The sequence below is a fragment of the Actinoplanes sp. NPDC023801 genome, from assembly GCF_040639655.1.
GTDB lineage: Bacteria > Actinomycetota > Actinomycetes > Mycobacteriales > Micromonosporaceae > Actinoplanes.
In genome coordinates, this window is record NZ_JBFAAI010000002.1 from 581,962 (window position 1) to 602,167 (window position 20,206).

Below are 20,206 nucleotides of genomic sequence, written 5' to 3' on the forward strand. Positions count from 1 at the left end.
TCAGCGACCTGGAACAGCGCTGGCTTCTGGCCACCGCCCCTCGGCCAGAAAGCAGAGCTGTATCAGCCACCACGAAACAGCGCTGGCTTCTGGCCGGACCTCTCGAGCAGGGACTGCGATGAAGATTCGAGCGCTCCTCGCGGCCACAGCGCTGGCTGCCTCGGCCCTTGCCGCACCGGCGGCCGCCACCGCCGCCGCTGCCACCACCACGATTACGATCGACCCGAGTTACCGCGGACCGGAGTGGGAAGGCTGGGGCACCAGCCTCGCCTGGCTCGCGCACGCCACCGGCAACTACCCCGACGAGATCCGCAACCGGCTCGCCGACCTGCTCTACGGCGCCGACGGGCTCAACCTCAACATCGCCCGCTACAACATCGGCGGCGGCAACGCGCCGACCGTGCAGCCCTATCTGCGGCCCGGCGGCGACGCGCCGGGCTGGTGGAAGGCGCCGGCCACGTACACGCCTGCGGACAAGGACTGGTGGAACCCGGACGACCCGGAGCACTGGGACTGGAACGCCGACCCGAACCAGCGCTGGTGGCTGGACCGGATCAAGGCCGACGTCGACCACTGGGAGACGTTCAGCAACTCGCCGCCCTGGTTCCAGACCGTCAGCGGGTACGTCAGCGGCGGTTTCGACCCGAACACCGACCAGATCCGCACCGACACTCTCGACGACTTCGCCACCTACCTGCTGCGCGTCACCGAGCATCTGGAACGCACGCACGGGATCACGGTCGACACCATCGAGCCGCTCAACGAGCCGAACACGAACTACTGGCGTACCACCCTGGGGCCGGACGGCCGGCCGACCGGGGGCCGGCAGGAGGGCGCCCACGCCGGACCCGAGCTGCAGGCCGCGGTGATCGAGGCGCTGCGCCGGGCCGCCCCCGACCGGGCGATCGCGGCGCCCGACGAGACGAACCCGGGCACGCTCGTCACCAACTGGTACGGCTACACGCCCGCCGCCCGGGACGCCGTCGACCGGATCAACGTGCACACCTACGGCACCGGCCGCCGGACCAGCGTCCGCGACATCGCCAAGGCCGAGCAGAAGCCGCTCTGGATGAGCGAGGTCGAGGGCAGCTGGGGCAAGGACTTCACCAGCATGGACTCGGGCCTGGGAATGGCCCAGCGGATCATCGACGACCTGCGTGAGCTGGAGCCGTCGGCCTGGGTGCTGTGGCAGCCGGTCGAGGACGCGAAGAACATGGTCGCCGAGGGCAACCTGCAGTGGGGCGCCATCCACGTCCCGTTCGACTGCACGGCCACCGACACCCTGGCCACCTGCCCGATCCGGACGAACACCAAGTTCGACACGATCCGGAACTTCACCCACTACATCAAGCCCGGCGACCACATGGTCAAGGTGGACGGCACACGCAGCGTCGCCGCCGTCTCCGGCACCGGCCTGACCGTCGTGCACTCCAACCCGGCCGCGGCCGGGGAAGCCGTCACCCTCGACCTGTCACGGTTCTCCATCGGCCGGAACGCGACCGTCACCCCGGTCGTCACCAGCGCGGACGGCAAGCTGGTCCGCGGCACACCGGTACGGGTCAGCGGCGGCCGGGCCACCCTCACCGTGCCCGCCCAGTCGGTCACGACGTTCCTGGTCAGCCGGGTCGCCGACCCCGGCGCGACCCACCTGCGGGCCGACCGCACGTACCGGCTCCACGGTGTCGCAAGCGGATGGTCGCTCACCCCGTCCGGTGAGGACATCGTCATCCGTACCGACTCGGCCACCGCGGCCGACCAGCTGTGGACCGTGCAGCCGGCAGCCGGCGACCGTTACCAGGTGATCAACGCGGGCACCGGACAGCGGCTGGCCGTCCGGGACGGGCGGACCGTCGCCGAGACCGCCGGAGCCGTCGACGACGGGGCGCTGTGGCGGTTCTCCACCACCGGGGACGGCACGTACACGCTGATCAGCGTGGGGGCGCGGCGGCTGCTCGACGTCAACGGGGAGGCCACCGCCGACGGTTCCCCGGTCGGCACGTACCTGCCCACGTCGGCCGCGAACCAGCGGTGGGCGCTGCGGGACGAGACGGTCGGCCGTACCAGGATCGCCCTGGCCCACACCGTGCCCGGCCTCGCGCCCGCCCTCCCGGCGACGGTGACCACCGTCCTGCCCAGCGGTGAGAACCGCGCCCTGCCGGTGACCTGGACCCTCCCGGCGGCGTCGAGATGGCGCAAGCCCGGCACCGTCCTGGTCAAGGGCACCGCCACCGACGCGCTCGGCAGGAAGGTCGCGGCGACCGCCAAGGTGACCGTCGACGTCTTCACCTCGACGGCCCCGGCCCGCGCCAAGGCCTACGCCGGCGGACCGGCATCACTGCCGGCGACGGTGACCGCCACCGGCCGCCACGGCGGGACCGCGACCGTCCCGGTGACCTGGGCGAGCGCGTCGTTCCCGGCCGCCGGCACCACCACGGTGACCGGAACCGCCACCGTGGTGCCCGGACAGACCCTGCCCGCCACGGTCCGGGTGCAGGTCACCCAACCGTCCGAAGGTCTCGTCGACGGGGTCGCGGTGACCGCGTCGTTCACCGAGGGCGGCTACTCGACGGCCGGCCTCACCAACGGCAACCTCACCGACAAGGCGTGGTCCAACTGGAAACCGTCCGGCCGCAACCCGGTCGAGGCGCTCACCGCCACCCTGCCGGCCGGCGCGTCAGCGAGCCGGGCCGTGCTGCACTTCTACCCCGACAACTCGTCCGGCGGCGGCATCGCCGCGAGTGTCCGGGCCGGCACGCCTTCGGCGTCCGGCTGCCAGGTCACCGGGTCACCGGTCGCGGTCACCTCACCGGTCGCCGACATCCCGCTCCCCGCGGGCGCGAGCCAGGTCTGCCTCCAGCTCACCCCTGCGCCGGACGGCTATCTGACCGTCGCCGAGCTTCAGGTGTACGCGAAGGCACCCGGTCGTGGCACCGACGCGTCGATCACGTCGATCCTGGTCGAGGGGGTGCCGATCAGGTCGTTCGACCCGGCGGTCGCGTCCTGGCGGGTCGCCGTCGACGACCCGTCCTGTGCCCGGGTGACGGCCGTGACCACCGACCCGTACGCCACGATCGAGGTGACCGGTTCCGGCCGTACCCGGACCGTGGCCGCCACCAGCGAGGACGGCACCGCCCGGGAGTCCTATGAGGTCACGCTGACCCGCAAACGCTGACTCGGGGCGGGCGCCGACTCGGGGACGGTGCCCGCACCCGGATACCTCTACGATCGTCCCCCATGCCGGAGATCGCCCCCACCGCCGCGGAGGCCACCGCCGTGACCGTCTGGATGGTGGCGATGATCGTCGCCCCGCTCGGGCTGACCGCCGGATTGGCACTCCTGCATCGCAGCCGTGGCCCGGCCGCGGTGGCCGGAGTCCGGCGGCGGGCCGGTGGACTGTGGACCTTTGCCCTGATCGGCATCGGGATGGTGGCGCTCGGCGGTCAGGTCGAGTTCCTGCAGACCGGCGACAACGACGAGATCACACTGTTCGAGGTGCACGGCACCGGCTCGCCCGTCTACTGGCTGGCCTACTCGCTCGGCGCGGGACTGCTGGCCATCCTCACCCTGGCCCTCCTTCCCCGGCGGCACACCTTGCGGATCGTGCTCGGGGTGCCGGCCCTGGTCGCCGGCTCCCTGCTGATGGGCCTGCTGCTCATGCTCTACGCCCGGATCGACCAGCTCGACGCTCTGCACATGGCGCGCACCCTGCCCGCCGCGAAGCCCACCGGGGAACTCAGCGTGCCCGGGGACACCTGGATGGCCGGCGGTGGCTGGCTCCTCGGCTTCATCGGGACGTTCCTGCTGCTGCTGGTCGCCGCCCTGATCGTCGCCGATCGGTACGCCCTGCTGGTGACCGGCGCCGTCGCCGTCGCCGCGGCCTTGGCGGCGGTCCCGGCCACACCCGACCTGAGCACGTTCTGGGTGATCCGGAACAACGCGGTCGAGCGGGTCGGCTACTCACCGTTCGAGATCGGCGGCCCGGCGCTGCTGTGGCCGGTGGCGCTGCTCCTGCCGGCCGCCCTGGTGTGCGCGATCCCGTTCCTGCCGCGATGGTGGCGTGGGGCTGCCACCATCGTCGTGGTGCTGACGCCCGGGTGGGTCGCGCTCGCCATCCAGCTCTCCTACGTGCACACCAATGCGGTGCTGCCGGCGATGATGCGGGCCGAGGGGGTCACGGTCAGCAAGGAGCGGGCCGTCTTCCTCACCTATCTGGTCCTGTTCATGGCGATCACGCTGCTCCCGGTGGCCGCCGTACGGCTGTGGCGAGCGGCCCGGCGCGGTACGCCCCTACCGTGGACCGTGCCGCCCACCGCTGTGCCGGTCACCGCGTCCGCCCCCGCGCCTCTTCCTCCGCCGCCCGCGTCGACCCCCGCGCCTCTTCCTCCGCCGCCCGTGCCCGGACCCGCGCCGGCCGGGCGCTCCCAGCGGCCGGGCAAGGTCGTGGAACGGCTCGGGCGGCCGTCCGTCCTCACCCGGGCGGCGGCCGTCGTGACGCTGGTGCTCGGTGCCGGGCTGCTCGGGGCCTTCGGCTGGCTGCTGTGGATCGGGATCACCGATGGCCCGCTCGCCGGCTATCTGTTCTTCGGCGCGGTGCCGTTCCTGTTCGGGATGCTCCTGGTGACGGCGGCGCCCAAGCTGTGGCGGGGCAGCGGTGCCGCCGCGGGCCGCGCCGCCGTCCTGGTGCTCCTGAACGTGGCCAAGGCGCAGCTCCAACGCTGACGGGTCAGCCCTCTTGCGGCGGGCCCCGCGCAGGGCGTCCGGGTGGGCGGGTCAGCTCAGGCAGAGGCAGAACGGGTGCCCGGCCGGGTCGAGGAAGACCCGGAACGTGGTACCCGGCTGCTCGGCGTGCTTGGTCGCCCCCAGCGCGAGCACCGCGGCCTCCGCCGTGTCGAGGTCGTCGACGACCACGTCCAGGTGCATCTGCTGCGGCACGTCCTGGCCGGGCCAGACCGGCGGCCGGTAGCCTTCCACCTTCTGGAACGAGAGGCACTGCCCGTTGTCGGCACGGAGGTCGATCCAGTCCTCGGAGGCGTCGACCTTCCAGTCGAGCATCTCGCTGTAGAACTTCGCGAGCACGGCCGGGTCGGGGCAGTCGAGAACGATGGTGGGGAAACGTGCGATAGCCATACCGCGATGCTAGGAACTATTCCGGACGATCCGCGTCCGGTTCCGGAACCATTCTGCGCAGCTTCGGCATGCCGCCACCCGTCTGCGGTAGCGCCTCGGCCACGGATGCGGATTCCGGGTCGGGCTCGGGAAGGGTAACGAGCAGCGGCTCCGGAACGGGCACGGTCCCCGAGCCGGTCGGACGGATCAGGAGCAGGACGACGAGATCCCAGAGCACGTGCAGGACGATCGGGAGCAGCAGACTCCCCGACTCCAGGTAGAGGACGGTGAAGAGAGCGCCGAGGTATCCGACGGTGAACAGCGCCTGCCACTGCTGATAGGCGTGTGCCGCCACGAACAACACCCAGGCGGCGATCGCCGCCACGAACATCGGCAGGCCCAGCACCTCGGTCCCGACGGCCAGGAGCAGCCCGCGGTACAGGATCTCCTCGCCGGCCCCGAAGGCGACCGCCGCTCCCCCGGCCAGCCACCGCTCCCGCCCCGTGCGAGGCAGCATCGCCAGAGTCGTCGGCAGCAACTGCCCTCCGGCACGGGCCTTCCGGTAGAGAACCACCAGCATGAACACGACGAGCCCGCTGAAGAACCAGTCGGTGAAGCCGCCTCGCGGCCATGCCAGGCCGGTTCCGGCGAAGGTCAGCCGGGGATGCAGGGCGACGGCGGCGGCCGCCAGCCCGCCGAGCAGTACGAGGTTGACGATGCCGTTGCGGTAGAAGGCGGCCCGGCCGCCCGGCCGGCTCAGCAGCGCGACCAGGGCCTGCTCGCCACGCCGAAGCAGATATCCTGTGTTCACCAGCAGGAAACCGTAGATGATCACGATCAGTGCATAGGAGTAGATCGTGGTGCGGTCCGCCATGAGGCACCATGATGATCTATGACGGCTCCGGCCTCAACGGCGGGGCGGGTCAGCAACCAGCCGGTTTACCTCCGCCCGAAGTCTGACCTGTCGCCGCTTATCACTCGTGACGGACCGATTTCAGCCGGTGGCCATCGACACCGACCTTCTTCTACGGTGATCCCAGTTCCGAACTGGACAGGAGAGACCGTAGATGAGTCACGACGACGTGGCGCCAACCCGGCGCCGTTCGCTCAGGGCCCTCGGCACGGCGGCCATCGCCACCGTGCTGACCGTCGCCCCGGCGACCGCCGCCACCGCCGGTGGTGGCCACGGCCACGGCCATGGCGACCGGTGTGCCAAGCAGACCAACGACACCTACGCCGAAGTTCTCAAGTGCGTGTCGCTGGACGACGTAATGGGGCACCTGAAGAACCTGCAGCGGATCGCCGACCGGAACAACGATTCCTACTACCCGGGCAGCCGCGCGGCCGGCACGAAGGGATACGCGGACAGCGTCAAGTACGTGTCCGGGCTCCTCCGCAAGGCCGGCTACAAGGTCACCCTGGACCCGTTCGAGTTCCAGTTCGTCTTCCCGGCGGTCCTGAACCAGATCACCCCGGCCGCCGCGTCGTACGAGACGGGAGCCTTCACCAACAGCGCCCCCGGCGACGTGACCGGCAAGGTCGTCCCGGTGGACGTCAACCTGACCGGTGACCGGGCCAGCACGAGTGGCTGCGAGGCCGAGGACTTCACCGGCCTGGACTTCAGCGGTACGGCCGACATCGCCCTCGTCCAGCGCGGCAGCTGTGACTTCGTGATCAAGGCACGCAACGCCCAGACGGCCGGCGCCGAAGCCGTGGTGATCTTCAACCAGGGCAACGACCCGACCCGCGAGGACCTGATCGTCGGCACCCTCGGCGACAACCCGGACGTCACGGTCCCGGTGGTCGGCGCCAGCTTCGCCACCGGCGCGGCCCTGGCCGCCGCCGGCTCGACCGCGCACGTGCGGATCCTGCCGTCGGAGACGCGGACCGACGTCAACGTGATCGCCGAACTGCCCGGCAAGAACAAGAACAACGTCGTGATGGCCGGGTCCCACCTGGACAGCGTGACCGCCGGTGCGGGCATCAACGACAACGGCTCCGGCTCCGCCGCGATCCTGGAGACGGCGCTGACGCTGGCGAAGACCAAGCCGCAGAACACCATCCGGTTCGCCTGGTGGGGTGCCGAGGAGGAGGGTCTGCTCGGTTCGGCGGCGTACGTCGCGGAGCTGCCGCAGGCGGAGAAGGACAAGATCGCGCTGTACCTGAACTACGACATGGTGGGCTCGCCGAACTACATCTTCCAGGTGTACGACGCGGACCAGTCGTCGTTCCCGGCGCCGGTCGTGGTGCCGGAAGGCTCCACCGCGATCGAGGACCTCTTCGAGTCGTACTACACCCACAAGAAGCTGCCGTACGACGACGCCGAGTTCTCCGGCCGCAGCGACTACCAGGCGTTCATCGAGGCGGGCATCCCGTCCGGTGGCCTGTTCACCGGCGCCGAGGTCGTCAAGACCGAGCAGCAGGCGGCCATCTGGGGTGGCACCGCCGGCGAGTCGTTCGACCCGAACTACCACCAGGTCGGCGACGACATCACCAACCTGGACCTGAAGGCTCTCGAGGTGAACAGCGACCTGATCGCGTTCGCCCAGCTCACCTACGCCTTCTCGACCGAGTCGGTGAACGGTGTGAAGGGTAAGCCGGTTCCCGGCAAGCCGTTCAAGCTGCCCGCCCCGGCCGGTCCGCAGGGCACCTTCAACACCGGTGACGGTGGCGACGAGCACATCCACCACCCGGAGTCCTAGGAACAGCGAGACGGCCCGTCCCCGGCTGGGGGCGGGCCGTCGTCGTACCGGAATCAGATGTCGCGTCCGCCCGGCTCGGGGGCCGCCGTCAGGTCCATCAGCTGCTGCTGGACGTGGTTGGTCAGCGCCTCCTGGTAGCTGGTGGCGAGCTGGCCGAGCCGGTCGATCTCGTCGAGGGCACTGGCACGCTTCTCCACCAGGCTGTCCATCGCCTCGGTGTGGTTGCGCCGGGCGTCCGCCTCGATCGTCGCGGCCTTGATCTGGGCCTCGCTGACCAGCTGGTCGGACTTGTCCCGGGCGTTGCTGATCAGCGACTCGGACTCGCGCTGCGCGTCGCGCATGTGCTCGTCGGCGGTCCGCTGGGCCATCATCAGCACCCGCGAGTTGCGGTCGTCGTCGCCGGCCGACAGCGTCGGCATCGCACCCGACGGTGCCTGGGCGCGGGCGCGTTCCAGCTGCGACTGGACGTTGCGGGCGTTCTGCTCGGCCCGGGCCCGAGCCTCCTGCAGGCGCTCCAGCTGGGCGGCCAGGTCCGCGAACTCGTTGTTCAGGACCATGGTCGCGGCCGGGTTACCGCCGCCACCGCCCCCACCACGCTGGAGGGTGTCCTTGAGAGCGCCGTTCTCCTCCAGGAGACGGGTCAGCTCGGCTTCGACCTCGTCGAGGAAGGCGTCGACCTCCTCCTCGTCGTACCCGCGCTTCCCTATCGGCGGCTTCTTGAACGCCACGTTGTGAATGTCTGCTGGAGTGAGCGGCATCGTGCTCCTCGGATTCCCTCTGTATGGGTCGTGCGGCCAGAAATCCTACGCAACGGCCCAGTGCCCCTGCCGTGGGCATGATCTAGCGGGCCTCCTACCCGCAAGAATCCGACCGAGACTACCGGCGCCCGGGGCGACGCGCACGTCCCCGCCGTCCGCATCACACCTATCCGCGGGTTCTTCCGTTCCCCGCACAGCGGGCCGGCCGGGCGCGTAGATTCTGCAAATCATGAAGGCGCAACGATGCGGCGTGGCGCTCCTGCTGGCGGTGTCCGGGCTGGTTCCGGTCACCGCGGCACCGGCCGTCGCCGCTCCCGGTGATGGCCGGCAGTTCAAACAGGGTTATAAGGACGGCTTCGACTCGGGCCTGGAGGCCGCCCGGGCCGATTGCGCCAAACCGGTCCGGGCACAGACCTTCGAGGTCACCGACTACGTCCGCGGTTACACCCTCGGCTTCGACCGGGGCTTCGACGCGGGCTGGCTGGAGTACTGCAAGCCCGCCGAGGAGGGCTAGCTCCAGAAGACCGCGACGGCGGCGTTCACCACGGTGAGTGTGATGATGCCGATGAAGTGGCCCCGGTTGACCTCGTCGCGCTTACGCGGGATGAAGACCATGATGAAGATCAGCACGGCGATCAGCGCCTTGACGCCGAGCTTGATCGGGTCGGGCTCGTCGTCGCCGCCCCCGCGCAACGGCGCGGAGAGGGCGATGCCGCTCGCGAGCTGGATGATCGAGCCCCAGAGGACCGCCGGGTTGATCCGGATCTTCCCGGACAGGAGCTGGGTGACGGCGCCGCCGAGCAACAGGGCGAAACCGACCAGGTGAATGAGGAGAAGAATCAGCCGCAGTGCTTCCACGTCCGAAAGCTTGCCAGGACGATCACGTACGGATCATCTCGGGGGTACGCCGCGCGATCAGCGGCTCGGCCAGGAACAGGAGCAGGGCGGCCGCCGACAGCAGTCCGCCGGCCAGCGCGGTGGCACGGGCACCGGACTCCTGCAGTACGGCGGCGCCGAGCAGCGAACCCGCCGCGATCCCGATGTTGAAGGCCACCGAGTTGCCGGCCGAGGCCATCTCGGTGCCGCCCGGTGCCACCTCCATGACCCGGTTCTGCAGTGCCGGGGTGAGAGCGCCGATCGCGAACCCGGTGACGGCCAGCAGGACAGCGGTCACCGGACGGGAGGCGGCGGTCGCGTACATGGCCAGCAGCGAGACGGCGAGCACCGCGACCGACCCGGTGACGGCGCCACGCTGCCACCGGTCGCTGGCGTAACCGCCGGCGGCGATGCCCGCGAAGTCCGCGACTCCCCGCGCGAGCAGCAGCGGGGCCACCGCGGCGGCCGCGAAGCCGGTCACCGCCGTCAACAGGATCTCGGTGTACGTGAAAGCGGCGTACAACCCGGCCACCGACAGCGTGGTGACGGTGGCCAGAACGGCGTACCCGGTGATCAGGAGACCTGCCGCCGGGGCGGAGACGCCCAGGTCTCCGGCGATGAGCGTCAGAATGCCGATGGGCATCGTCTCGGTGGCCACATAGCAGAACGCCGCCGCGGCGAGTGCCAGCAACGGCACCATCCGGCTCCCCATGGCGCCACGATATCGACCATCGCCTCCGTCTCGCCGACCTCACCACCCGGCCGGCAGTCATGATCGCGGCCGCTGAGCTCGCCTCCGGCAGCACGACGGTCCCGGCGGCTGCTCCGCCGATGACTAGGATGGAGGGGTGAGCGCTGAGTCGTTCGGCAGGCATCTTCCCGCGGTCGTAACGCTCGATGATCTTGCCGCCATGAATGCCGCCGATCCGCATGGCCATCGGTTCGAGTTGAGCCCTGAGGCAGCGCTGACCGTCGTGCCGCCGCCCGACTCCGAACATGCCGCGATCGCCAGCCGGCTGCTGGTCTGGCTGGCATTGGCCGGGTGGCCGGCTGAGCAGCTTCTGCAAGCGGTCGGCATCAGGCTCCGAGGGCCTGCCGGGGACGGCGGCCGGATTCCGGACCTCACGGTCTGGTCGACACCGCAGGGGCGCGGCGTCTGGCTGCCGATCGCCGACCTCCTGCTCGCCGTCGAGATCATCTCTCCGGGTTCCGCCGCCACCGACCGCACCGTGAAGACGGAGGAGTACGCCGCGGCGGGCATCCCCCGGTACTGGCTGGTCGAACGAGACGTCGCGCAGACCGTGACACTGCACTCCCTAGGCTCCGACGGCTCCTACGAAGTCACCGCGAAGATGCCCCTGGCCTGGCTTCTGCAGACCACACCGGCGGATCATCAGCTCGCCGCCTGACCGCCGTCACGCCGTGGGCAGCAGGAGCGTCTTGCCGGGCAAGTGACCCGCCTCGGCCTCGGCGTGGACGGCGGCCAGGCCGGTCAGAGGGCGGCGGGCGGCAATGTCGATGCGGATCGTGCCGGCGGCGACCAGCGCGAGCATGGCCGCGAGGTCCGCGGTGTCGTTGCGGACGATGAAGTGCACGCTTCCGGGCGGGAGCTGATCGGCCGGGGTGGTCGCGGAGACCAGGATGCCGCCGGGGCGGAGCAGGGCCGCGTGTTCCGGGGCGGCCGGGACCAGGTGGATCAGCGCGTCGACCGGTTCCAGGCGCGCACCGGTGACGGCGCCGGCCGCGAGAACCCGGTGGGCTCCCGCCTCCCGGGCAGCCGTCAGATTGCGCGGAGTGGCGACGGCGACGACGTGCGCGCCCGCGTGTCGTGCGAGCTGGACGGCGTAGCGGCCGATCGCGCCGACGCCGTTGATCAGCACTCGATGACCGGCGGTGACCTTCGCGTGCTCGAAGACGGCCTGCCAGGCGGTGAGACCGGCGATCGGCAGGGCCGCCGCGTCCTCCAGCGCGACCGTGTCCGGCACCGGGACCAGCAGGTCCGCGGGGGCCACGGCGTAGTCGGCGGCGGCTCCCCCGTCGAGGCGCGCGACCACCCGGCGGCCGGTCCGGTCACCGTCGGCGACGGTTCCGGCGACGTCGAGGCCCATCGTGTACGGCAGGGCGAGCGGCACGATCGACCGCAGCAGCCCCTGGCGCAACCCGGCTTCGGACGGGTTGAACGTCGTGGCGGCGACCCGGAGCAGTACCTCGCCGGGTCCCGGGACGGGCCGGGGGATCCGGTCGAGGCGGATCACGCGCTGCTCGACACGATGCTCGTGCACCTGCTGCGTACCTGCCTGACCGGCGACCATCCGGCCGGCTGGGCCGCGGCGCTGGCCGACCCGGTGACCGGCGCGGCGCTGCGGGCCATGCATCGCGAACCGGGCCGGGACTGGACGGTCGCCGCCCTGGCCGCCGAGGGCGGGCTGTCCCGGGCGCCGTTCGCCCGCCGGTTCACCGGCCTGCTCGGGCGACCGCCGATGACCTATCTGACCTGGTGGCGGATGACCGTGGCGGCGGGGCTGCTGCGAAGCACCGACCTGACCGTCGGCGGGGTCGCCACGCGGGTCGGATACGGGTCCGAGTTCGCGTTCGCGACGGCCTTCAAGCGCCGTTTCGGGGTGTCGCCGGGCCGGTACCGGGTCAGCGGCTGATGGAGGAGCCGGAACTCGCCGGCCTCCAGCCGTGCCGCAGGTCGGCGGTCAAGGTAAGCCGGGCCAGCGCCTCATCGCGATCCATGCCGCGGCCGCATCGGAGATCCCCCGACATTCCTTCGCGGACACGTACGCCTCAGGAGGCGGGGGCGTCGTAGCGGTCGCGGATGAAGCCGCCGAGACGGGCGGCGAAAAGCTCCAAAGTCCCGGCGGCGGCGTGGCGGGTGTCCCAGACCGCACGGAGCCGGATGGAGAGCCGGCCGCCGCCGGTCTCGACGGCGAGTGGCCGCAAGCCGAACCGGGGGTCGTCGGAGGCGACGGCGATGCCACGGCCGGCGGCGGCGAGCGCCTGCGCCACGGTTCCGTTGGCGGCCTCGACGACCGACGTGTACGGCTCGCCGGCCGATGCCGTGTCGATCGCCTGCCGCGCGGTGAACGTGGCGGGCAACAGGATCAGCGGTTCGTTCCTCAGCTCGGTCAGAGCCACGGCCGCCCGCTCCGCCCACCGATGCCCCGAGGGCACGTAGGCCCACACCGGCAGCACCGCGAGCGGAACCTGACGAAACGGTGGCGCGGCCCGGATCGTCCCGACCGCCAGATCGGCGCTGCGCAGCACCTCTCCGGGCGAGAGACCGTCGGCGCTCAGGACATCGATGATCGGGTCGTCCGGCGCGAGCGTCGCGATGAACGGGGCGATCACGTCGGTCAGCGTCACGGTCGGCGCCCCGATGGTCAGCCTCTCCAGCCGGCCGTTGGCGTGGAAGGCCGCCGCCACCCGCAACGCGTCCGCGCGCTGCAACAGGTCACGGGCCTGCGGAAGGAGCGCCCGCCCGGTCGTCGACAGTTCCAGCCGGGTGGTGGAGCGGTCGAACAGCGGCACGCCGAGGTCCCGTTCCAGCTGGCGCAGCTGCCGGGACAGTCCGGGCTGGGTCAGGTGCAGCCGGGTCGCCGCGCCACTGACGGTTCCGGTCTCGGCGGTCGCCACGAAGTAGCGGAGATGCCGCAGCTCCATTCATGCCTCCCCGGCATAGTCAAGCTGCCACAACGGTAATGGACGGGCATGGTCGCGGACCCGAGACTGAACCGTGTGAGCATCGAGCAACAGCGCGGACCGGCCACCGGGCCCTCCGGCTCCCCGCCCTCCGCGGTCGTCGGCACCACCCCACCGGTCTTCGCCGTGATCGACCCGGCATCCCTCGAGGTGGTGGCGCACGTCGCGGATCAGGGTGCCGACGACGCCCGCGCCGCGGCCGACGCCGCCTGTTCCGCCTTCCGCTCCTGGTCCCGGACCGCACCCCGCCGGCGGTCGGAGATCCTGCACCGGGCGTACGAGCTGATGATCCGCGACCGGGATTCGCTGGCCGCGCTGATCAGCCGGGAGAACGGCAAGTCCCTGTCCGACGCGGCCGGCGAGGTGACGTACGCGGCCGAGTTCTTCCGCTGGTTCGCCGAGGAGGCGGTACGGCCCGGAGGCGACTTCGGGGAGTCACCGGCGGGCGGCACCCGTACCCTCGTCACCCATCGCCCTGTCGGTGTCGCCGCGCTGGTCACCCCGTGGAACTTCCCCGCCGCGATGATCACCCGCAAGATCGGTCCGGCACTCGCCGCCGGCTGCACCGCGGTCGTCAAACCGGCCGCCGAGACCCCGCTCACCGCACTCGCCGTCGCCCGCCTCCTCACCGAGGCCGGCCTGCCGGACGGGGTGATCACCGTGGTGACCACCACCGACTCGTCCGGTGTCGTCGGCGCCTGGCTCGACGACGAGCGGATCCGCAAGATCTCCTTCACCGGCAGTACGGCGGTCGGCCGGCTGCTGCTGCGGCACGCCGCCGACCGGGTCGTCAACGCGTCGATGGAACTCGGCGGCAACGCGCCCTTCATCGTCGCCGACGACGCCGATCTGGACGCGGCCGTCGCGGGGGCGATGATCGCCAAGTTCCGCAACGGCGGCCAGGCCTGCACCGCCGCGAACCGGTTCTACGTCCACTCCGCCGTCGCCGCCGCCTTCGTCGAGAGGTTCGGCGCCGCCGTGGAGCAGCTGACCGTCGGCCCGGCCGCCGGGGGTGCCGCCATCGGGCCGCTGATCAGCGAGGCCGCGCTGCGACGGGTCACCCGGACCGTCGAGGAGGCCGTCGCGGCCGGCGCCCGGATCAGCCACCGGGCCGCCGATGCGGACGCGCCCGGCCACTTCTACCCACCGACCGTCCTCGTCGACGTCCCCGCCGGCGCGGCCATCCTCCAGGAGGAGATCTTCGGGCCGGTCGCGGCCATCACCACCTGGGACACCGAGGAGGAGTTGCTCGAACTCGTCAACGACAGCGAGTACGGGCTGGCGGCGTACGTCTTCTCCGGCGAACTGGGCCGTGCCCTGCGCCTCGGTGAGGCGATCGAAGCCGGCATGGTCGGCATCAACCGCGGCCTCGTCTCCGACCCGTCGGCACCGTTCGGCGGCGTCAAGCAGAGCGGCCTGGGGCGGGAGGGCGCCCGGGACGGTCTTCGCGAGTTCCAGGAGACCCGGTACCTGAGCGTGGACTGGCCCGCCTAGTTCCGGCGCGGTCCCCCGCCGCCACCGGTCGGCCACGGTCGCCCACCATGGTCTCCCTGCCGCGGTTTCCCGCCGCAGCGGACCGGTCGTTCGTGACGCAGGTCGCCGCCGGGATGGTTGGCTTTGCGACCGTTCGGTCGGTTAGCGTCTACGCGGATCTCGGACGGTTTCATCAGCGGGAGCACCACATGACGCGCTACGTGGCGATCGGCGACAGCTTCACCGAGGGCCTCGGGGACACCCTGCCCGACGGCACCGAGCGCGGCTGGGCGGATCTGGTCGCGGCCGGCCTCTCCGAGATAGCCGGCGGTCCGGTGGAGTATGCGAACCTCGCCATCCGGGGCCGCCTGCTCGAGCCGATCGTCAACGATCAGCTCGAGGCCGCCCTGGCGCTCTCCCCGCCTCCGACGCTGCTCACGTTCAACGGCGGCGGCAACGACATGCTGCGTCGTGGCGTCTCCCTGGACCGTCTCATCCAGTTGACCGAGCACGCCGTCAAGCGCTGCGTCTCCAGCGGTGTCCGGCTCGTCGTGCTCAGCGGCGCCGATCCCTCCGACCACCTGCCGTTCGGCAGCACGTTCCGGCAGCGCGGTGAGATCCTCACCGCCGCCGTGGCCGACCTGCTGCCCCGCTACGACGTGACGTTCGTCGACTGCTTCCGCGACGTCGAACTGCGCCGCCGGGTGTACTGGTCAGTCGACCGCCTGCACCTGAACGCGGCCGGTCACCGGCGGGTGGCCTCCCTGGTGCTGGGTGCCCTCGGCCACCCGATGCCGCCGCACGCTCTGGACCCCGGCCCGGGGCCGGCTTTCCACCTGGTCAACGAGGCCCGCTACTACGGGCAGCACGTCCTCCCGTGGATCAACCGGCGGCTGCGTGGCCGGTCCTCAGGCGACAACCGCCTCCCGAAGTTCGCCACATGGACTCCCATCACCGCCTGAGACCCACCCCGGCCGGCCCGCACCGCTGCCTCAACTCACCCGAGACAGCAGCACCGCACAGCCGGGGAAGCCCGGCTGGCGCGCACCGCTGCCTCAACACGTCCGCGACAACGGCCGCGCACAGCCGGGTGGGAGCGCCGGAGCGATCAGGATTGCGGGAGGACTCGGGCGATCTTGATCGCCGAGGTTGAGCTGCCGGCTGCCGGGTACGCGGCGCTGCCGTCGGCGTACGACTTGAAGGCCTGGTAGGAGTGGTCCTTGACCGCGAGGCCGAGGCGACCGCCGACCGTCTTGCCGGTGCCGGCGTCGTAGACCTGGGCGGCGATGCCGGAGCCGGACTGCCAGGCGAGCAGCATGCGGCCGCTGCCGTAGCCGACCAGGTGCGGATGAGCGGAGGCGATGCCGGTCTTGACGGTGGTGGTGGACCTGCCGGTGCTGAAGCGTTCGAGGCGGACCTTGCCGCCCTGACTCCACGCCGTCCAGTAGCCCTTGGACTCGGCCAGGACCAGGTCGCCGCCGAAGAGGGTGCCGTCGCAGGTGCCGGTGGCGACGGTGCGGTACGGGTCGGGCTGGGCGATCCGGCACTCGTTGTCGGTGGCGCAGACGGCGGCGAAGCGTTTCGTGCGGGGATCCCAGACGATGCGTGAGTTCCAGGCGTGGCTGCACCCGACCTCAGCGGCGTCCCGGTGGCCGCTCAGCAGCTTGCCGTCAGCGTTCACCACCTGGATCCGGTCACCCTGGTGGACGTCCACGCAGGCACCGTTCCTGACGGTGATCGCGACGCCGAAGTAGGCGGCCCAGTCGGACCCGTTGGTGGCGAGGCGGCCGTGGTGCTGGTACCACCAGATGAAGCGGGCACCGTCGTCGTAACCGGTGCGGCCGCCGGTCAGGTTGGTGACCTGGCGTTCCCAGACGAGTTGGCCGTTGTTGTCGAAACGGATCATGTGCATGGTGTTGCACGGGCTGGACGTGCCGCCGCACAGTTTGCCGCCGCCGCAGTTCCCCTTGCGGGTGAGCAGGATGACGCCGCCCTTCGCGTCGGCTTGGACGTCCTGCAGGTCGATGCCGGCGAAGCTGGTGGGCGTGCCGGCGAGCTTGTCGTCGCACCCGAGCCGGCCGAGGTGGACCTTGCCGCCGGTGCCGAGCCAGGCGAGCCAGGAGCCGCCGTCGGGCCGGGCGGCGATCGCCATCGGCAGTTTGTCGGTGTCGCCCTCGGAGCCGTATCCGACGACCTTCGCCGGCAGCCGCACCTCAGTGATCTTGACGGCGGGAGCGGCGGCGACCTTGCGGGCGCAGGCGCCGGCGGTGGCTGCGGAGGCGGCCGGTTTCGCCGGGGAGGCGGAGGAGGCGGAGGGGGCCGCGGACGGTCCGGCGGAGGCGCCGGGCGGCAGCGAGGAACCGGCCGCGACCTGCTGACCCGGCGCGGGATCGACCGGTTCATCCGACGACGTTGAGCACGCTCCCATGGCAAAAGCGGCAAGTACGGCGACGGAGGCCGCGCGCAGGGCTCTCATGTCCTTTTCCTCGTTTGTTTAAGTTTTTCTTAGGGGCGACTTAAATGGCACGCCGCGATCGGCGCATCGACCGACCTTACCGGTTTCCGCCCGCTCATCAAACTGCCACCCGGCTGTCAACCACCGTCCGTTGACCCTTCCCCACCTGCGGTAAATCATGCTGGTCAATAGGATCCTTGGAGGAGCCATGGGCCGGCTGCGCATTTCTGTCGTCATTCCCGCATACAACGAAGAAACGATGATCGGCCCCTGCCTGCGTGCTGTTCTCGCACAGTCGCGGGCCGTCGACGAGGTGATCGTTGTCGACAACAATTCATCCGACCGTACGGCGGAGATCCTCCGGGAATTCGCCAGGGATGTGATCGTGCTGCACGAAGCACGGCAGGGTGTTCAGTACGCCCGGAATCGTGGCCTGAACGCGGCGACCGGTGACGTCATCGTGCGGATCGACGCGGACACCCGGCTGCCGGAAGGGCATCTCGCCGAGGTGGAGGCCACGTTCGGCGATCCGTCGGTGGACGCCGCGACCGGGCCGGTCCGCTACTACGACGTGACGATGCCGCGGGTGGCGGCCCGAGGCGATGCACTGATCCGCGGGATGTGGACGGTGCCGAACGGCCGGCTCGACTGGATCTTCGGGGCGAACATGGCGATCCGCCGGCCGATCTGGCAGGCGGTGGCCGCGACGCTCTGCGCCGACGAACGGTTCCACGAGGACCTGGATCTCGGTCTGCACCTGCGGGAGGGCGGCTTCTCGGTGCGGTACGCCCGGCGGCTGGTGGCCGGGACGTCGTCGCGGCGGGTGAAGGGGGACTTCGCCGGGTTCCGGCACTACCTGCTGATGACCGAGCGCGGGTACGCCCAGCACATCGGCCGGCTGCGGCGCGGCTCGTACGCCCGGGCCTGGATGACCGCCCGTTTCCTGCTGGTCATGTATCCGGTGATGCGCTGGCTGCATGCCAGCCACCAGCGCAGGCACGCACTGCCGGTGGTGGTGGCCCGCAAGAATCCGATGTCCGGGGTCTGCGACTAGCTAGACCGTCTTCGGGCTGCCGACGACGCCGGGGACGGCGGTCTGGGCCCGCAGCTCCGCGAGCGACTGCCGGGCGCTGACCACGCCGTCGGCGGTGAGGCGGTAGAACCGGCGCGCCGGCCGGCCCTCGGTGGCCGGGTCGATCGACTCCCATCGCGCCTCGACCCAGCCGGCGTCCTGCAGCCGATGCAGGATCGGGTAGAGGCTGCCGCTGGCCAGGCCGGTCGCCTGCATCAGCTCCAGGCCGTACCGGTCCGCGTCGGGCTCGGCGAGCAACGCGGCGAGAATCCGCGCCGTCGGGATCGTGATCCGCATCCGGCCACTCTATCGGAACTCTACATAGGGTCAAGTCGCTGATCGGCTCGCTCTGCGCGGCAGCTACGGCCGCGGGCACCTGCACCGGCTGGCCAGCCGGCCCGCACCGCTGCCTGGATCGCGCCGAGACAGCGGTGCGGGCAGGCTGAGGTTGCCAATGCTTGACAAGGAAGTTACGGGCATCAACACTTCGAAACATTCCCCCGTGCGTTAGCGCTAACAATCGGAGTCCCGATGCCCCGAGTTCTCAGTCGCATCAGCGCGTTCCTCGCCACCTTCGTCCTGTTCGTCGCCGGCCTGGCCGCCCCAGCCAGCGCCCTCGACCCGTTCACCGGCTACCTGATGGCCCACTTCATCGGCGAGCAGAGCCAGGGTGAACAGATCTACCTCGCTCACAGCAAGAACGGCCGCAACTGGACCGACCTCAACAACGGCGCTCCGGTGCTGCTGTCCACCGTCGGCACCAGGGGGGTCCGCGACCCCGCCATCGTCCGCTCCCCCAACGGCGACCGGTACTGGATCATCGCGACCGACCTGCGGATCGCCAGCGGCACCTCCTGGGGCGACGCGTCCACCAGGGGCAGCAAGAGCCTGGTCGTGTGGGAGTCCAGTGACCTGGTCAACTGGTCGACTCCCCGGCTGATCAACGTGGCCGGTGGCATCTCCGGCGCCGGTGACGCGTGGGCCCCGGAGGCGATCTGGAACCCGGCCACCAACGACTACGTCATTTACTGGGCGACCAACTCGCTTCTCAACGGCGTCACCAAACACCGCATCTGGTACGTCCGGACCAGCGACTTCCGTACCGTGACCGCCCCGCAGCTCTACATCGACCGGGGAACCGGCCAGGGCATCATCGACACCCAGATCATCGAGGTGCCGAACAGCCTTGGCGGGTACCGCTACTACCGGGCGTCGGCCGACGGGCAGATCACCATCGAGGGCAGCAACTCGATCCTCGGCAGCTGGACCCGGATCGGCGACCTGCAGCGCCTGGGCATCTCCAACGGCGCCACCGGCGGCAACGTGGTCGAGGGCCCGATGTGGGCGCAGACCAACGGCACCAACGAGTGGCACCTCTGGGTGGACCAGTACGCGACCGGCCGCGGTTACATGCCGGTGCGCTCGACCAACCTGGGCAGCACCGCGAACTTCGCCACCCGCAGCGACTACAGCCTCGGCGTCACCAAGAAGCGGCACGGGTCGATCCTTAACCTCACCGCCGCCGAGGAGTCGCGGGTGCTGGCCAAGTGGGGCTCGTCGACTCCGGTCAACCGGCTCCAGTCGTACACCGACCAGACCCGTTACGTCCGGCACGCCAACATGGACGTGCGGATCGACGCGAACGTCAGCCCGGCCCAGGACGCCCAGTTCCGGCTGGTGCCCGGCCTGGCCAACAACTCCGGGTACGTGTCGTTCGAGTCGGTCAACTTCCCGGGCCACTACCTGCGCCACTACGGGTACGACCTGGTGCTCGCCCCGAGCGACGGCACTTCGACGTTCGCCGCCGACGCCACGTTCCGGCGGGTCGCCGGGCTGGCCGACGCCTCCTGGGCGTCGTTCCAGTCGTACAACTACCCGACCCGTTACCTGCGGCACTACAACTACCTGCTGCGCATCGACCCGATCAGCACCGCCACCGAGCGGGCCGACGCCACGTTCCGCGTCACGAGCTGACCGTCGCCGAGACGACCTCATCCAGACCGCCACCGTCGGCCTCATCAAAGCCGTCGACAAGTTCGACCCCGAACGCGGCGTCGAC

Annotated in this window: 18 protein-coding genes and 2 pseudogenes; 11 read left to right on the plus strand and 9 right to left on the minus strand. The window is 70.8% G+C overall.

What is annotated here, in order from left to right; all coding sequences use genetic code 11:
• Positions 1–118: 118 nt before the first annotated feature.
• Positions 119–3,172: an RICIN domain-containing protein gene (locus AB0G04_RS07105; RefSeq protein WP_360977787.1), complete on the plus strand. Its 3,054-nt coding sequence runs from the start codon at positions 119–121 to the stop codon at positions 3,170–3,172.
• Between the two features lie 62 nt (positions 3,173–3,234).
• Positions 3,235–4,719: a hypothetical protein gene (locus AB0G04_RS07110; RefSeq protein ID WP_360977790.1), complete on the plus strand. Its 1,485-nt coding sequence runs from the start codon at positions 3,235–3,237 to the stop codon at positions 4,717–4,719.
• Positions 4,720–4,770: 51 nt separating this feature from the next.
• On the opposite strand, the gene AB0G04_RS07115 is transcribed toward AB0G04_RS07110, so the two are convergent.
• Both AB0G04_RS07115 and AB0G04_RS07120 read right to left on the minus strand, forming a co-directional pair.
• A complete protein-coding gene (locus AB0G04_RS07115) occupies positions 4,771–5,127 on the minus strand; it encodes a VOC family protein (protein ID WP_360977793.1) in 357 nt (118 codons plus the stop codon).
• Between the two features lie 16 nt (positions 5,128–5,143).
• A complete protein-coding gene (locus AB0G04_RS07120) occupies positions 5,144–5,980 on the minus strand; it encodes a CPBP family intramembrane glutamic endopeptidase (RefSeq protein ID WP_360977796.1) in 837 nt (278 codons plus the stop codon).
• A gap of 193 nt (positions 5,981–6,173) precedes the next feature.
• On the opposite strand from AB0G04_RS07120, the gene AB0G04_RS07125 reads away from it, so the two are divergent.
• Positions 6,174–7,808 (plus strand): M28 family metallopeptidase, encoded by a 1,635-nt coding sequence (locus AB0G04_RS07125; protein WP_360977799.1) that lies wholly within the window; start codon positions 6,174–6,176, stop codon positions 7,806–7,808.
• Positions 7,809–7,861: 53 nt separating this feature from the next.
• On the opposite strand, the gene AB0G04_RS07130 is transcribed toward AB0G04_RS07125, so the two are convergent.
• The gene (locus AB0G04_RS07130) at positions 7,862–8,566 is read right to left on the minus strand and encodes a DivIVA domain-containing protein (protein ID WP_360977802.1); all 705 of its coding nucleotides are present in this window, start codon (positions 8,564–8,566) and stop codon (positions 7,862–7,864) included.
• A 229-nt stretch (positions 8,567–8,795) separates the two neighbouring features.
• Between AB0G04_RS07130 and AB0G04_RS07135 the strand changes: the two genes are divergently transcribed.
• Positions 8,796–9,080, plus strand: coding sequence for a hypothetical protein (locus AB0G04_RS07135; protein WP_360977806.1), 285 nt, complete (start codon positions 8,796–8,798; stop codon positions 9,078–9,080).
• Here AB0G04_RS07135 and AB0G04_RS07140 read toward each other — a convergent pair.
• Positions 9,077–9,424 (minus strand): hypothetical protein, encoded by a 348-nt coding sequence (locus tag AB0G04_RS07140; protein WP_360977809.1) that lies wholly within the window; start codon positions 9,422–9,424, stop codon positions 9,077–9,079. The two genes, AB0G04_RS07135 and AB0G04_RS07140, sit on opposite strands and share 4 nt — an antisense overlap.
• Before the next feature lie 22 nt (positions 9,425–9,446).
• Entirely contained in the window at positions 9,447–10,154 is a 708-nt protein-coding gene (locus AB0G04_RS07145) for an MFS transporter (RefSeq protein WP_360977812.1), read from the minus strand.
• A 136-nt stretch (positions 10,155–10,290) separates the two neighbouring features.
• On the opposite strand from AB0G04_RS07145, the gene AB0G04_RS07150 reads away from it, so the two are divergent.
• Positions 10,291–10,851 carry a Uma2 family endonuclease gene (locus tag AB0G04_RS07150; RefSeq protein WP_360977816.1) on the plus strand — a complete coding sequence of 187 codons (561 nt, stop codon included), beginning with the start codon at positions 10,291–10,293 and terminating at the stop codon, positions 10,849–10,851.
• A 6-nt stretch (positions 10,852–10,857) separates the two neighbouring features.
• Here the strand turns inward: AB0G04_RS07150 and AB0G04_RS07155 are convergent, their stop codons facing one another.
• Entirely contained in the window at positions 10,858–11,724 is an 867-nt protein-coding gene (locus AB0G04_RS07155) for an NADP-dependent oxidoreductase (RefSeq protein ID WP_360977898.1), read from the minus strand.
• On the opposite strand from AB0G04_RS07155, the pseudogene AB0G04_RS07160 reads away from it, so the two are divergent.
• Positions 11,701–12,096, plus strand: a pseudogene (locus AB0G04_RS07160) (AraC family transcriptional regulator); the annotation flags it as partial. The gene AB0G04_RS07155 and the pseudogene AB0G04_RS07160 sit on opposite strands and share 24 nt — an antisense overlap.
• A gap of 136 nt (positions 12,097–12,232) precedes the next feature.
• Here the strand turns inward: AB0G04_RS07160 and AB0G04_RS07165 are convergent.
• Complete coding sequence (locus AB0G04_RS07165; protein WP_360977819.1) at positions 12,233–13,108, minus strand: LysR family transcriptional regulator; 876 nt, start codon at positions 13,106–13,108, stop codon at positions 12,233–12,235.
• 75 nt (positions 13,109–13,183) lie between these two features.
• On the opposite strand from AB0G04_RS07165, the gene AB0G04_RS07170 reads away from it, so the two are divergent.
• Both AB0G04_RS07170 and AB0G04_RS07175 read left to right on the plus strand, forming a co-directional pair.
• On the plus strand, positions 13,184–14,641 hold the full coding sequence (locus AB0G04_RS07170; RefSeq protein ID WP_360977822.1) for an NAD-dependent succinate-semialdehyde dehydrogenase: 1,458 nt from the start codon (positions 13,184–13,186) through the stop codon (positions 14,639–14,641).
• Between the two features lie 188 nt (positions 14,642–14,829).
• A complete protein-coding gene (locus AB0G04_RS07175; protein ID WP_360977825.1) occupies positions 14,830–15,582 on the plus strand; it encodes an SGNH/GDSL hydrolase family protein in 753 nt (250 codons plus the stop codon).
• Between the two features lie 146 nt (positions 15,583–15,728).
• Here the strand turns inward: AB0G04_RS07175 and AB0G04_RS07180 are convergent, their stop codons facing one another.
• On the minus strand, positions 15,729–17,096 hold the full coding sequence (locus AB0G04_RS07180) for a hypothetical protein (protein WP_360977828.1): 1,368 nt from the start codon (positions 17,094–17,096) through the stop codon (positions 15,729–15,731).
• Between the two features lie 187 nt (positions 17,097–17,283).
• Between AB0G04_RS07180 and AB0G04_RS07185 the strand changes: the two genes are divergently transcribed.
• Positions 17,284–18,129: a glycosyltransferase family A protein gene (locus tag AB0G04_RS07185; RefSeq protein WP_360977831.1), complete on the plus strand. Its 846-nt coding sequence runs from the start codon at positions 17,284–17,286 to the stop codon at positions 18,127–18,129.
• On the opposite strand, the gene AB0G04_RS07190 is transcribed toward AB0G04_RS07185, so the two are convergent.
• The gene (locus AB0G04_RS07190) at positions 18,130–18,444 is read right to left on the minus strand and encodes a PadR family transcriptional regulator (RefSeq protein WP_360977834.1); all 315 of its coding nucleotides are present in this window, start codon (positions 18,442–18,444) and stop codon (positions 18,130–18,132) included.
• 234 nt (positions 18,445–18,678) lie between these two features.
• On the opposite strand from AB0G04_RS07190, the gene AB0G04_RS07195 reads away from it, so the two are divergent.
• Positions 18,679–20,121, plus strand: coding sequence for a glycoside hydrolase family 43 protein (locus AB0G04_RS07195; protein ID WP_360977837.1), 1,443 nt, complete (start codon positions 18,679–18,681; stop codon positions 20,119–20,121).
• 10 nt (positions 20,122–20,131) lie between these two features.
• Positions 20,132–20,206: pseudogene (locus AB0G04_RS07200) on the plus strand (sigma factor); the annotation flags it as partial.